We start from the raw sequence: 13,199 nt of genomic DNA, 5'->3' as shown, positions 1-13,199 counted from the left end.
GGGCCCGGCGGTTTTACCCCCGGGGTTGGTGGGGGTTGGGGGGTGCCCCCCCCCCCCCCCCCCCCGGGGCGCCCCCCGGGCGGGGGGGGGGGGGGGGCGGGCCGCCCCCCCCCCCCCCCCGCGGCCGGTCAACGGTTCTCGGTGGTCTCGCTCGTCGGGCCGGCCCCGTAGCGGGGCGGCGCGGTCCACGGCGACTCCGTGCCGGTGCGCCGGGGCAGCGGATCGGTGTTGGGGTCCGGGTAGCCGAGGGTGAGCGGGGCGGTTTCCTGCTCGTTCCGCGCCCCGGACGGCGGCCAGTCGCTGAGCGTGAAGGCATTCTCCGGCGGTGTGCCGTCGGCCGGGGTCAGCTCCGCCCCGGTCGCCGGTGCCGCCGGCCCGCTCCGCCACCGCTGCACGCTGAAGGTCGCCATCAGCAGCAGCAGGCCGATCAGGAACAGCGTGCCGTTCTGCACCGGGCGGTGCAGCGGCAGCGGGTCCCCGAGGACCTTCCAGTCCTTCGGGATCTTGTCGATGACGGTGAACGGGGCGATGAACATCCCGACGTACGGGGTGACCAGCAGCAGCCCGGCGGTGAGGGGGCCGAGCGGCGAGATGCGCAGCGTGCCGAGCAGGCCGAGCAGGATGCCGGCGACGCCGAGGTAGACGGCCGGCTCGATCAGGTTGGGCGTGCTGTACGTACCGATCTCCACCCAGCGGTCCACGGTCCGACCTGACCCGTCCTGCCCGAGGGTGATCAGCACCCACGTGATGGGCGCCACCACCAACCCGGTGAGGAAGCTCCAGAGATGTCGCATCCGCGCACCGTACCGTTTCCGCCATGACCGAGCATCCCTCCGCCGCCCCGCCGGGCAAGCCGACCTCGTACTCCCGGGTCACCCTGAGCCGCATCATGACCGCCGTCGACGTGAACCTCTACGGGACGGTGCACGGCGGTGTGCTGATGAAGTTCGTCGACGACGTGGCCGGGGCCGCCGCGGCGCGGCACAGCGGGGGCACTGCCGTCACCGCCGCCATCGACGAGATCGTCTTCTCGGAGGCGGTCCGGGTCGGCGACCTGGTGCACGCGCACGCCCAGGTGAACTGGACCGGGCAGACCTCGATGGAGGTGGGCGTCCGGGTGGTCGCCGAGCGCTGGGACTCGGCCGAGGACGAGCCGGTCGGGGTGGCCACCGCGTACCTGGTGTTCGTCGGCGTCGACGTGGGCGGCGCGCCCCGGGCGGTCCGGCCGGTGCTGCCGGAGACCCTGGAGGACGAGCGCCGGTTCCGGGAGGCGGAGATCCGCCGGGCGCACCGGCTGGCCAGGCGCCGGGCCATCCAGGCGCACCGGGCCGGCTGAGGCGTCCCGCCGGGCCCGGGGTCGGTCGACCCACACAGCCTGCGGGTCCGGCGTGTGGAACGGCTACGCCCCCGGACCGGCGCCGGGTGCGGAGAATGACGCTTCGAGGTAGGGCAAGATGGCGCCACGGCCCATTCACTTGTGGTGCGGGGCCCGAGGGAGGGTGGAGCAGTGGGTGACGTGCTGTGGACGCCGCCGGCGGACGTACTCCAGCGGTCGCGGATCGGGAACTACCTGCGCTGGCTGCGTGAGCACCGCGGGCTGGACTTCGCCGACTACGACGAGCTGTGGCGCTGGTCGGTCGAGGACCTCGACGGGTTCTGGCGCTCGATCTGGGACCACTTCGAGGTGGTCGCGCACACCCCGCCGACGGCGACCCTGACCGACCCGGCGATGCCCGGCACCCGCTGGTTCCCCGGCGCGACGCTCAACTACGCCGAGAACGTGCTGCGGATGCCGGGCCGCTCCGACGACGATCCGGTGGTCATCGCGCACGGCCAGACCCGCGCGCCGGTCACGCTGACCGTGGCGCAGCTGCGCGAGCAGGTCCGTCGGGTGGCGGCCGGGCTGCGCCGGCTCGGCGTGGTCGCCGGGGACCGGGTGGCCGCGTACGCCCCGAACATCCCCGAGACGTACGTGCTGCTGCTGGCGGCGAGCAGCCTGGGCGCGATCTTCTCCTCCTGCGCGCCCGAGTTCGGCACCCGCAGCGTCACCGACCGCTGGCAGCAGATCGAGCCGAAGGTGCTGGTGGCCGTGGACGGCTACCGGTACGGCGACAAGCCGGTGGACCGGCGGGGCGAGGTGGCCGCCATCCGTGCCGCCCTGCCCTCGCTGGAGCACACCGTCGGCATCGCGTACCTCGACCCGGCGGGCGCCCCGCCGGAAGGCGGGCTGGCCTGGGACGAGCTGGCGGCGGCGACCGACGAGCCGCTGACCTTCACCCCGGTGCCGTTCGACCACCCGCTCTACGTGCTCTACTCCTCGGGCACCACCGGCCTGCCGAAGCCGATCGTGCACGGTCACGGGGGCATCCTGCTGGAGCACCTGAAGATGCTCGCCCTGCACCACGACCTGGGCCCGGCGGACCGCTTCTTCTGGTTCACCACCACCGGCTGGATGATGTGGAACTTCCTGGTCTCCGGCCCGGCGGTGGGCGCGGCGATCGTGCTCTTCGACGGCAACCCGGGCCACCCCGACCTGGGTGCGCTCTGGCGGCTGGCCGAGGAGACTCAGGCGACGTACTTCGGCACCTCGGCGCCGTTCCTGCTGGCCTGCCGCAAGGCCGACCTGGTGCCGAAGGAGATCGCCGACCTCTCCGCGCTGCGCGGGGTGGGCTCGACCGGCGCGCCGCTGCCCGCCGAGGGCTTCACCTGGGTGTACGAGACGGTCGGCGAGAACCTCCAGCTCCAGTCCCTGTCCGGCGGCACGGACGTCTGCACCGGTTTCGTCGGCGGGGTGCCGTTGCTGGCGGTCCACGCCGGGGAGATCACCTGCCGGGCGCTGGGCGCCCGGGTGGAGGCCCGGTCCGCCGACGGCACCCCGGTCATCGGGGAGCTGGGCGAGCTGGTGATCACCGCGCCGATGCCGAGCATGCCGGTGGGCTTCTGGAACGACCCGGACGGTCGCCGCTACCGGGAGGCATACTTCGAGGTCTACCCCGGGGTGTGGCGGCATGGCGACTGGATCACCATCAACGATCGGGGCGGCTGCGTGATCACCGGCCGGTCGGACGCCACCCTGAACCGGGGCGGCGTGCGGCTCGGCACCGCCGAGTTCTACTCGGTGGTCGAGGGGCTGGACGAGGTCGTCGACTCGGTGGTCGTACACCTGGAGGACGACGAGGGCGGGGCGGGCGAGCTGCTGCTCTTCGTGGTCCTCGCCGCGGGCATCGACCTGGACGACGCGCTGCGCGGCAGGATCTGCCGCGAGCTGCGTACCGCCCTCTCGCCCCGGCACGTCCCGGACGAGATCCATCAGGTCCGCGCCGTCCCGCGCACCCTCTCGGCGAAGAAGCTGGAGGTCCCGGTCAAGAAGATCCTCACCGGCACCCCGGTGGACAGCGCCGCCGCCAAGGGCGCCCTGGCCAACCCCGAGTCGCTGACGGCCTTCGCCGCCTTCGCCCAGCGCCGCGCCACCGAGGAGTCCACGCCGGCCTGACGCCGGCGCGAGCCGCGTGGTCAATGCCGGATCGCGCGAACGGCGGTGTCCCGAGCCGGTGGGACACCGCCGTTCCGCGCATCCGGAGTCGATCTCGTGGCTGGCCCACCCGGACATGCGCGCGGCACTGGCCCGGGGCGAGGCACCGTGGCTGAGGGCCGGCGCGGCCCGGGCGGATCACGCCAGGGTGCGGGTGACCTTCTCCGAGGTGGTGCGGGACGGGACGCGGGCCGGGTCGAGGTCGCCGCAGAGGACGACGGTGGCGGTCGCGGTCAGCGGGGCGAGCAGCCAGTCGACCGGGTCGGGGTGTCGGGCGGCGTCCACCAGGACGCGGTCGCCGGGGGCGATGCCCAGCTCCGTCGCGCGGGCGGCCGCCCGGGCCAGCAGCGCCGCCTCGCCCGGCCCCCCCGGCGGGTACGGCGTGAAGTGGTCGCCGTGGGCGCGTACCTCGACCACGTAGTCGGCGAAGCCGGCCGGCACCTCGCGCAGCGGGGCGGCGAACGGGGCCAGCGCGAGGGCGTACCGGTCCCCGGCCGGCCAGGCGTCCGCCTCGGCGACCCGGCCGGCGGCGGCGAAGAGCACGTCCACGTCGCCCGGCGTGTCGGCCACCGTCAACCCGGCCGACCAGCAGCCGAGCAGCACCGCGGCGGTCTGCCAGTGCGGCGGGAGCAGCACCCCGGCCGAATCGCCGGGGGAGAGGGCGAGTTCGTCGACGAGCAGGTTGGCGGTCTTGGCCACCCAGTTCGCCAGCGTCGCGCCGGACAGTTCGGTGCGCTCGCCGGTGGCGTCGTCGTACCAGGTCAGCAGGGGTCGGGTGGGGTCGGTCGCGATCGCGTCGGCGAAGACCCGGGCAATGTTCTCGGCCATCGGCGCGAACGATACGCCGCCGTGACGCGTACTCGCTGACGATGACAAGTCGGCGTACCGTCGGGTCGCAGTCAGCGTCCGGACCGGGCTCCAGCGTAGGCTTGCCCGGAGTGTTGTTCCCCACAGACCCGCCAGTTCAAGGAGTCGCCCCGTGACCGCCGGTCGCCCGCCCCGCGTGCTCATCGACGCCACGAGTGTCCCCGCCGACCGTGGCGGCGTCGGTAGATACGTCGACGGTTTGCTCGGTGCCCTCGGCACCGTGTGCGGTTCGGGGGTGGACCTGGTCGTGGTCAGCCTCCGTACGGACCTGGAGCGCTACACCCGGATGCTGCCGGGGGCGGAAGTCATCCCCGCCCCGGCGGCCGTCGCGCACCGGCCCGCCCGGCTCGCCTGGGAGCAGACCGGCCTGCCGCTGCTCGCCCAGCAGGTCGGCGCGGAGGTGCTGCACTCGCCCTTCTACACCTGCCCGCTGCGGGCCGGCTGTCCGGTCACGGTGACCGTGCACGACGCGACCTTCTTCACCGAGCCGGAGCACTACGACAAGTCCCGGCGGACGTTCTTCCGCAGCGCGATCAAGACCTCGCTGCGCCGGGCGGACCGGGTGATCGTGCCCAGCAAGGCCACCCGGGACGAGCTGATCCGGCTGCTCGACGCCGACCCCACCCGGATCGACGTCGCCTACCACGGCGTCGACCACGCGGCCTTCCACGCGCCCAGCGAGGAGGAGAAGGCCCGGGTGCGGGCCCGGCTGGGGCTGGGCAACAGCAGCTACGTGGCCTTCCTCGGGGCCAAGGAGCCGCGCAAGAACGTACCCAACCTGATCCGCGGCTGGGCCCGCGCGGTGGCCGACCGGGACGACCCGCCGGCCCTGGTGGTGGCCGGCGGCCAGGGGCACGACGACGACATCGACCGCGCGGTGGCCGAGGTGCCGTCGCACCTGCGCCTGCTCCGCCCGGGCTACCTGCGCTACGCCGACCTGCCCGGGTTCCTCGGCGGTGCGCTGGTCGCCGCCTACCCGTCGTACGGTGAGGGTTTCGGGCTGCCGATCCTGGAGGCGATGGCGTGCGCGGCCCCGGTGCTCACCACCCCCCGCCTCTCCCTGCCCGAGGTGGGTGGCGACGCGGTCGCCTACACCAGCGAGGACCCGGAGCAGATCGCCGCCGACCTGGCCGCCCTCCTCGACGACGAGCAGCGCCGGCTCTCGCTGGCCAAGGCCGGGTTCGACCGGGCCAAGGAGTTCACCTGGGAGTCCAGCGCCGAGGTGCACATCGCCGCGTGGAGTCGGGCCCGTTCCTGATCGTGCGCCGACCGTACGGCCGACCCGGCGTCCGGCCCGGGTCGGTTCGGGCATGATGTGCTGATGCTGTACGCCGTCATCCCGGCGGGTGGCAGCGGCACGAGACTGTGGCCGCTGTCCCGCGCGGGGCACCCCAAGTTCCTCCACCCGCTCACCGGCACCAGCGCCTCGCTGCTCCAGGCGACCGTGCACCGGTTGACGCCGCTGACCACACCGGACCGCATCCTGGTCGTCACCGGGGCGGCGCACGCGGCGGCGGTGGCCCGGCAGCTCACCGGGCTGCCCGAGGAGAACATCCTGGTGGAGCCCTCACCGCGGGACTCCTGCGCGGCGATCGCGCTGGCCGCCTCGGTGATCGCGCAGCGGGACCCGGAGGCGGTGATGGGCTCGTTCGCGGCCGACCACCTGATCCACGACGCCGACGCCTGGGTGGAGACGGTGCGGGCGGCGGTACGCGGCGCGCAGCAGGGGCTGCTGATGACGGTGGGCATCACCCCGACCCGCGCCGAGACCGGGTACGGCTACCTGGAGACTGGCGAGCCGACCGGCGACGGTCCACGGCGTCCGGTGACCGAGTTCAAGGAGAAGCCGGCCGCGCCGGTCGCCGAGGCGTACCTCCGCTCGGGGCGGCACCTCTGGAACGCCAGCATGTTCGTCTGGCGGGTGGACGTCTTCCTCGCCGAGCTGGCCCGCCAGCAGCCGGCCCTGCACGCCGGGGTCACCACCATCGCCGCCGCCTGGGGCACTCCCGAACAGGACGACATCCTCGGCACGGTCTGGCCGACGCTGCCGAAGATCTCCGTCGACTACGCGGTGATGGAGGGCGCGGCGACCGCCGGCCGGGTCGCGACGGTGCCCGGCGACTTCGGCTGGAACGACGTCGGCGACTTCCACACCCTCGGTGAGGTGCTCGCCGCCGATCCGGCCGGGAACGTGGTGCTGGGCACCGACACCATGTCGGATGTGTTGCTGCACGACTGCGGCGATCTTGTGGTGGTGCCGCAGTCCGGCCGGCTGGTGGCCGCGCTCGGGGTGCGGAACCTGATCGTGGTGGACACCCCGGACGCGTTGCTGGTCTGTCCGCGCGACCGCGCCCAGGACGTCAAGCTGCTGGTCGACGAGCTCAAGGAGCGGGGCGAGGAGGGCCTGATCTGACCCGCGTCGCCGCCAGCCGCCTGTCAGGGGCGGCGGCGCAGCGCGGCCAGGGCCGGCGCGACGAGCTGGACGGTCCCGCCGGCCAGCGGCTCGGGCAACCGGTCCGGCGGGAACCAGCCCAGCGCCTCGGACTCGTCGCTGACCCGTTCGACCGCGCCGGGCGGGGCGAAGACCGCGAAGCGTACGTCGTAATGCAGCGAGCCGCCCTGGCAGGCCACCGGGTGGATGTCCACGTCGATCGGCACCGGGTCGACGGCCAGCCCGACGATCCCGGACTCCTCGGTCGCCTCGCGCAGCGCGGCGCCGGCGAGGGTGCGGTCGGCCGGCTCGCAGTGCCCGCCGAGCTGCACCCAGCGGCGGAACTTGCCGTGCAGGCAGAGCAGCACCCGGGCGCCGGTGGCGTCGAGCACCAGCGCGCTGGCGGTGACGTGCCCGGGCCGGTGGCTCCGGCTCATCGCCACCGGCCCGGCGGTCAGCAGCTCCAGGGTGCGGTCGCGCGCCTCCGTGGCGGCGGGGCCGGTCGGCGCCCACCCGCTCAGCTGCGCCACCGCGTCGGCGTGCAACGCCCGCTGCCCGGCCGGGCCGGTCGCGCTCGGCCCGGCAGCACCGGACCGGGCCGCGATCTGCTCGGCGGCGTCCGGCCGGGCGGTGTCGGGCCCGGTGTCGGGCCCGGTGGCAGGCCCGCTGCCGGTCGCCGGCACGGGTGCGGGAGCGCCGGCCGGGGCGGGAAGGGGCGTCGGCCCGCCGGGGGCGGCCGGGGCGGGAAGGTCGGGCACCCCGACACTCTACGAGCGTCGGCTCCGTAACCTGGCCCGGTGACCCTGCGACTCGTCGAATTCGTGGTGGCCGGCAACGAGGCCAGTGACCTGCTGCCGGTCCGTTCCCCGGCGCTGCTGCGCGCGCACCGCGCCCGGCGCGGGTTCTGGACGGTGCTGGACGAGGGCCCGGTGGAGCGCTGCCTGGCCCTGCTGCTGGAACGGGAGGACGGCGAGTGGGTCGCCCACCACGTGCCCGCCGACGCCGGGCCGGAGAACGACCGCACCGAGGACGGTGAGGCGCTGGCCCACCACGACGGCTGGGTGTACGTCTTCGGCTCGCACTTCGGCTCGAAGGCCGGCCCGCTGCGCCCGCGCCGGGCGTTCGTGGCGCGGTTCCGCAAGGACGACGCCGCGGCCGGGATCCTGCCGTTGCGAGTGGTGCGCAACCGGTTCCGGGTGCACCGGGTGGTCAACGACGCCTTGGCGAAGGCGCCCTTCACCCCGCTGCCGCCCGGTGACCTGGTCCGCCGCCGGTTCATCGTCGAGACGCTGGCCCGCGGCACCGCCCGGGCGAAGAGCTGGGTGAGCCGGCTGGCCGAGGACGACCTGCCGCTGAACGTGGAGGCCGCCGCGTTCACCCCGGACGGCACGGTGCTGCTCGGGCTGCGGTTCCCGGTGACCGACGCCGGTGAGCCGATCCTGGTCGAGCTGGCCGGGGTGCCGGAGATGTTCGCCGCCGACGGCGACTGGCCGGTGGCCGGCCGGGCGTACGCGTTGGCCGGGGTGACGCCGCCGGGCGCGCTGGTCGGCTTCCGCGCGGTCGCCCCGACCGCCGACGGCGGGTACGCGGCGGTGATCGGCTCGATCGACGCGCTGGGCAAGGGCTCGGTGCTGCTGGACGAGCATCCGGCGGGCGGTGAGGTGACCGCCCGGCACGTCCGCTTCCGCTGGGAGCCGGCCGCCGGCGACCACCGGGTCGCCGGCGAGTTGGTGGCCGAACTGGCGCCCTTCCACCACGTGGAGGGCCTGGCCGAGCTGGACGGGAGTTGTTTCTACGTCACCGACGAGGACCATCGGGTCGCGCTCTGGATCGGCTGACCGGCCCGCCACGGGCGGAGCGCCCGGGAGACACCTCTGCGGAATCAGGCCGCAGACCCTCGTGGTGTCACCCGGACGCGCCCACTGCCCCCAGGCATCCCGGTCGGGTGGCTGGCCCCCTCCGCACGCCGTACCGGGCAGTAGGAGCATGCCAACCGGCGATCGGGGCCGTCGAGCTTTTTCAGTTCACGCTTAAAAGTGGAGGTAATTGCCAAGCGGGTAGAGTGCAGAGGGTCGGTGGGCCATCCCCCTGCCCGCCCTCAGGAGCGCTGCCATGCTGACGATCCACTTCTCCCAGGAGGACATTCTCCGGACCCGGGTGGCCCCCGCGGCAGACCCGATCTGGGAGCTGGTGCTGAGTCTGCACCTGCTGCAGGGCCGCACCAAGGACCCGCTGATGGCGCCCTGGCGCCGGGGCGTCGCCCGCGATCTGCGCCGTGACGTCACCTCCGGCCAGCTCCGGCTGCTCTTCGCGCTGAACCCGCCGCGCGGCTACTTCCCCGACTTCCTCACCCCGTACGAGAGCGTGACGGGGTTCGACGCGGGGCTGGAGGCGGTCCGGTCCACCCCGCTCGATCTGCTGAAGCGGGACCTGACCGTGCTGGCCGGGGCGAACCCCCTGCCCGCCTCCGCCACCGCGCTGGCCCGGGGCGAGCCGGAGATGCTGCAACTGCTGACCGACTCGATGACGCAGTACCGGTCGGTGGCGCTCACGCCGTACTGGGGGCGGGTCCAGGCGGCGGTGGAGGCGGACCGCGCCCGCCGGGCTCGGGCGCTGCTCGACGGCGGCGTCGAGGGGCTGCTGGCCAGCCTGCGTCCCACCATGCGCTGGGCGGCCGGCCGGTTGGAGGTGTACGACTATCCGGACAGCCGGGAGCTGGACCTGGACGGGCGCGGGCTGCTGCTGGTGCCCTCGTTCTTCTGCGCGCGTACCCCGGTGGCCCTGCTCGACCCGGAGCTGCCCCCGGTGCTGGTCTACCCGGTGGACCGGCTGGGCGGTCTGGCCCCGGCGCCCGGTGCGGGAGCCGGCCCGGCGGGCGAGGGAGCCGGGCGGGAGGCGCTGGCCGCGCTGCTCGGCCGGACCCGGGCCGCCGTGCTGGAGGCCAGCGACGACGGCTGCACGACCGGCGAGGTGGCCCGGCGGTTGCACATCTCGCCGGCCGCCGCCAGCCAGCACACCGCCGTGCTGCGCAACGCCGGGCTGCTGGTCAGCCAGCGGGACCGCAACACCGTGCTGCACACCCTGACCCCGCTGGGCCGGGCCATGCTCAACGCCTGACCCGGCCCGCGCGCGGTCGTCAGATCGCCAGGCAGGCGCTGGCCGTGCTGCCCGCCGGGGGCGGCAACAGCGCGGAGGGCACCCCCTCGGCGGCCAGCGCGGTGCGCAGCCGTTGCAGGTCCGCGCCGAAGCGCACCAGGTCCGGCCGGTCGACGGGGGTGGGCGCCGCGCCGAGGAGCAGCCCGGTGGCCCGCTCCGGCCAGCCCGGCACGGTGGCCACCAGACCGGCGCGTACCTCCTCGTCGGTGACGTGGGTGAAGGCGGTGCCGGGCGCGACCACGTCGGCGACCGCGGCGACGGCCCGCCGGACCGCCTCCGGGTCGGCCGGTGTCGGGCCGGGGCCGTCGACGAGGGTCGCGGCGGACCGGAGGCCGGCCGCTCGCGCCTCGGCCGTGCCGAGCGAGAAGAGGTCCATCGTGGCGTCCCGGACCAGGGCGGTGGCGCCCGCGCCGTCGTCGGTGCGGGTGGCGCCCAGGTAGCCGCGAACCACCGCGACCGGGACCTGGTCGCATTTGCCCTTGATCAGTTCGCCGGCGCCGGCGAGTTCGTCCACCACGGCCATCTGGGTCAGTTGCAGCTCGTTGCCGTACGGGTCGACCTCGCCCCGGTGGTCCCGGATGGCGGACATGCCGGCCACACCGAGCGCCACGTCGGTGAGCCCGTTGCGCCAGGGCCGGCCCATGGTGTCGCTGACGATCACCGCCACGTCCACGCCGCAGCGCTCGTGCAGCGCGGTGCGCAGCGCCCGGGCCGAGGCGTCCGGGTCCTTGGGCAGCAGCACCAGCCGGGTCTTGTCGACGTTGGAGGCGTCGATCCCGGCGGAGGCCATCACGAAGCCGTGGTGGGTCTGCACGATCCGGGTCGCCCCCCGGCTGGCCACCACCCGGGCGGTCTCGGCGGCCAGCACCTCGTCCCGCGCGGCGAGCCGTGCCGGCCCGTCCGGCGGCACGTCGACCAGCCGGCCCTCCGCCTTCGAGACGATCTTGCTGGTGACCACCAGCACGTCCCCGTCGCGCAGCCACGGCGCGGCGGTCGCGATCAGCGCCGCCAGGTCGTCGCCCTCGGTCACGTCGCCGATGCCCAGCACCGGCAGGATCTCCAGCCTCACACCAACTCCAATGCGGCCCGCACCATCTGCGCCGTGGCTGCCTCGTCGGTCATCCACAACGGCGCGGACCGGACCGTCACCCCCGGCACCACGGTGCCGTCGTCCTCCGGTGCGACCAGCCAGCCGTCGAGCAGGCCGCCCCCGCTGCGCCCGCCGTAGAGCCGGCCCACCCCGGCGGCGCTGCACTCCACGCCCAGCACCGACAGGCACCGGTCGGCCATGCCGCGCACCGGAGCGCCGCCGATGACCGGCGAGACCCCGACGACCCGGGCCGGACCCTGGGCCACCGCATCGCGCAGTCCCGGCACGGCGAGCACCGGGGCGACGCTCACCACCGGGTTGCTCGGCGCGATCAGCACGGCGTCGGCGTCGGCCACCGCCTCCAGCACCCCGGGTGCCGGCTTGGCGTTCTCCGCGCCGACGAAGACGAACCGGTGGGTGGGGATGTCCGCCCGGTAGCGCACCCACCACTCCTGGAAGTGGATCGCCCGTTGGCCGTGCTCGCCGTCCACCACGACGTGGGTCTCCAGGCGGTCGTCGGTGGCCGGCAGCAGGCGTACGCCGGGCTGCCAGCGGGTGGCCAGCGCCTCGGTCACCGCGGAGAGCGGGTACCCGCCGTTGAGCATGGTGGTCCGCACCAGGTGGGTGGCGATGTCCTTGTCGCCGAGCCCGAACCAGGTCGGCTCCGCGCCGTACGCGGCCAGCTCCGCCCTGACCGTCCAGGTCTCGCCGACCCGTCCCCAACCGCGCTCCGGGTCGGCCCCGCCGCCCAGGGTGTACATGACGCTGTCCAGGTCGGGGCAGACCTTGAGCCCGTGCAGGAGCAGGTCGTCGCCGACGTTCACCACGGCGGTCACCTCGGCGCCCACTTCACGGGCGTACGCCCGGACGCCGAGCAGGAAGCGGGCGCCCCCGATTCCGCCGGTCAGAACCACAATGCGCATGACGTCCATCCTCGCGTACGCGACGCCCGCGGTCCGCCGCTGGCCCGGGAGACTAGGCTCACGTCGGCATCTGTCCGTTTCGCCCCGAGGGAGAACTCGTGACCAGCCCCGCCGAGCCAGCGCCGAACGACGCGACGCAGGCCCGCCAGCTCACCAGGCCACTGCGCGAACTGGCCGCGCTCGTGCTGCTCGGCGCGAACGCCGTGCTGCTCCTCGTCGGACTGATCCGACTGCTCGCGCCGGCCTCCGGGTACGGCACCTTCTCGGGTCGGGCCGGCAGCACCTTCTTCTCGTTCGTCGGCATCGAGTCGGCCGTCCTGCCGCTGCTGGCCGTGCTGCTCGCCACGCACGTGTCGCCGGTCGTCCCGCGGGCGAAGCAGATCACCCAGGTCGCGGTCGGCGAGTACGCCTTCGGCGCGCTCTTCGGCACGCTGACCTTCCTGATCTGGCTGGTCGGTCGGCTGGCCGAGGCGGAGGTGCTGGACGCCCTGCTCGGCATGCTCACCCGGGCCGCCTGGTTCGCGGTCTTCGCCGCCGCCGCGTTCGTCGCCTACCGGGTGTGGCGGGCGTTCTACCAACCTTCCCGGCCCAGGCCGCAGCCCGGCGTGTACGGCCAGCCGCAGCCCGGTTGGCCGCAGCAGTCCGGCCAGGCCGGCTACCCCGCGGCCGGCTACCCGCCCCCGGGCCAGCCCGGCGCTCACCCCGCCACCGGCTATCCGTCGGCCGGCCAGTACGGTCAGCCCGCCCCGTCCTCGGCTCCGCCGTTCGGCACGCCCCAGTCCGCACCGCCGTTCGGGGCCGCGCCCCAGTCCGCACCGCCGTTCGGGGCCGCGCCCCAGTCCGCGCCGCCCTTCGCCGGGCCGAACACGGCCCCGCCCTTCGGGCAGCCGCCGTCAGCCGACCCGACCCAGGTCATCCCGCGTCAGCCGGGCGAGGCGGGTTCCTCCCCGGGGTCCGCCGACGGGGCGGACAGCGACCGCACTCAGCGCTTCCACCGGGACGACCCGAACTTCCCGCGCTGATCCGAGCCGCCCGCCGCCCGCCGTCGGGCGTCGGGCGTGTCGGGTGGGAGGAGCACCACCACCTCGAGCGTGATACCTCAGAGGCATCATGATGACTCTGAGGTATCACGCTCGACGTGGTGTGCCGGGGCGGAGCCGTGACGCTCCGTGGCCGCAGGACGTGCCTCCGCCCGGGCGG

General features: G+C 74.7%; 12 protein-coding genes. 7 read left to right on the top strand and 5 right to left on the bottom strand.

What is annotated here, in order from left to right; all coding sequences use genetic code 11:
* Positions 1-128: 128 nt before the first annotated feature.
* Positions 129-794, bottom strand: coding sequence for a hypothetical protein (locus ABZ807_RS03665; RefSeq protein WP_357152366.1), 666 nt, complete (start codon positions 792-794; stop codon positions 129-131).
* A gap of 23 nt (positions 795-817) precedes the next feature.
* On the opposite strand from ABZ807_RS03665, the gene ABZ807_RS03660 reads away from it, so the two are divergent.
* Together ABZ807_RS03660 and ABZ807_RS03655 are read left to right on the top strand one after the other, a co-directional pair.
* A complete protein-coding gene (locus ABZ807_RS03660) occupies positions 818-1,336 on the top strand; it encodes a hotdog domain-containing protein (protein ID WP_357152363.1) in 519 nt (172 codons plus the stop codon).
* A 171-nt stretch (positions 1,337-1,507) separates the two neighbouring features.
* Complete coding sequence (locus tag ABZ807_RS03655) at positions 1,508-3,493, top strand: acetoacetate--CoA ligase (protein WP_357152360.1); 1,986 nt, start codon at positions 1,508-1,510, stop codon at positions 3,491-3,493.
* A gap of 177 nt (positions 3,494-3,670) precedes the next feature.
* Here ABZ807_RS03655 and ABZ807_RS03650 read toward each other — a convergent pair whose 3' ends face one another.
* On the bottom strand, positions 3,671-4,360 hold the full coding sequence (locus ABZ807_RS03650; protein WP_357152358.1) for a TIGR03089 family protein: 690 nt from the start codon (positions 4,358-4,360) through the stop codon (positions 3,671-3,673).
* 151 nt (positions 4,361-4,511) lie between these two features.
* On the opposite strand from ABZ807_RS03650, the gene ABZ807_RS03645 reads away from it, so the two are divergent.
* Positions 4,512-5,657 (top strand): glycosyltransferase family 1 protein, encoded by a 1,146-nt coding sequence (locus tag ABZ807_RS03645; protein ID WP_357152355.1) that lies wholly within the window; start codon positions 4,512-4,514, stop codon positions 5,655-5,657.
* 63 nt (positions 5,658-5,720) lie between these two features.
* Complete coding sequence (locus tag ABZ807_RS03640) at positions 5,721-6,812, top strand: sugar phosphate nucleotidyltransferase (RefSeq protein ID WP_357152353.1); 1,092 nt, start codon at positions 5,721-5,723, stop codon at positions 6,810-6,812.
* A 23-nt stretch (positions 6,813-6,835) separates the two neighbouring features.
* Here the strand turns inward: ABZ807_RS03640 and ABZ807_RS03635 are convergent, their stop codons facing one another.
* On the bottom strand, positions 6,836-7,435 hold the full coding sequence (locus tag ABZ807_RS03635; protein ID WP_357153045.1) for an NUDIX hydrolase: 600 nt from the start codon (positions 7,433-7,435) through the stop codon (positions 6,836-6,838).
* A 192-nt stretch (positions 7,436-7,627) separates the two neighbouring features.
* Between ABZ807_RS03635 and ABZ807_RS03630 the strand changes: the two genes are divergently transcribed.
* Both ABZ807_RS03630 and ABZ807_RS03625 read left to right on the top strand, forming a co-directional pair.
* Entirely contained in the window at positions 7,628-8,668 is a 1,041-nt protein-coding gene (locus tag ABZ807_RS03630) for a hypothetical protein (protein ID WP_357152350.1), read from the top strand.
* 274 nt (positions 8,669-8,942) lie between these two features.
* Positions 8,943-9,947, top strand: a complete 1,005-nt coding sequence (locus tag ABZ807_RS03625) for a winged helix-turn-helix domain-containing protein (protein ID WP_357152347.1) — start codon at positions 8,943-8,945, stop codon at positions 9,945-9,947.
* Between the two features lie 19 nt (positions 9,948-9,966).
* On the opposite strand, the gene ABZ807_RS03620 is transcribed toward ABZ807_RS03625, so the two are convergent.
* Positions 9,967-11,055 (bottom strand): coenzyme F420-0:L-glutamate ligase, encoded by a 1,089-nt coding sequence (locus ABZ807_RS03620; RefSeq protein ID WP_357152344.1) that lies wholly within the window; start codon positions 11,053-11,055, stop codon positions 9,967-9,969.
* A complete protein-coding gene (cofD, locus tag ABZ807_RS03615; RefSeq protein ID WP_357152341.1) occupies positions 11,052-11,999 on the bottom strand; it encodes a 2-phospho-L-lactate transferase in 948 nt (315 codons plus the stop codon). Before cofD ends, ABZ807_RS03620 begins: the two co-directional genes overlap by 4 nt.
* A 98-nt stretch (positions 12,000-12,097) precedes the next feature.
* Between cofD and ABZ807_RS03610 the strand changes: the two genes are divergently transcribed.
* Positions 12,098-13,021: a hypothetical protein gene (locus tag ABZ807_RS03610; protein ID WP_357152338.1), complete on the top strand. Its 924-nt coding sequence runs from the start codon at positions 12,098-12,100 to the stop codon at positions 13,019-13,021.
* Positions 13,022-13,199: the final 178 nt, after the last annotated feature.

This window comes from Micromonospora sp. NPDC047548 (genome assembly GCF_040642975.1).
Lineage (GTDB): Bacteria > Actinomycetota > Actinomycetes > Mycobacteriales > Micromonosporaceae > Micromonospora.
Note: the sequence above shows the minus strand (reverse complement) of the source record. Positions and strands in the feature narration are given on the sequence as shown.

Bases quoted from the DNA above. Each gene is read 5' to 3' on its own strand.
- ABZ807_RS03665 (WP_357152366.1), bottom strand. From the start codon at position 794: ATGCGACATCTCTGGAGCTTCCTCACCGGGTTGGTGGTGGCGCCCATC.
- cofD (WP_357152341.1), bottom strand. From the start codon at position 11,999: ATGCGCATTGTGGTTCTGACCGGCGGAATCGGGGGCGCCCGCTTCCTG.
- ABZ807_RS03660 (WP_357152363.1), top strand. From the start codon at position 818: ATGACCGAGCATCCCTCCGCCGCCCCGCCGGGCAAGCCGACCTCGTAC.
- ABZ807_RS03640 (WP_357152353.1), top strand. From the start codon at position 5,721: ATGCTGTACGCCGTCATCCCGGCGGGTGGCAGCGGCACGAGACTGTGG.
- ABZ807_RS03625 (WP_357152347.1), top strand. From the start codon at position 8,943: ATGCTGACGATCCACTTCTCCCAGGAGGACATTCTCCGGACCCGGGTG.
- ABZ807_RS03650 (WP_357152358.1), bottom strand. From the start codon at position 4,360: ATGGCCGAGAACATTGCCCGGGTCTTCGCCGACGCGATCGCGACCGAC.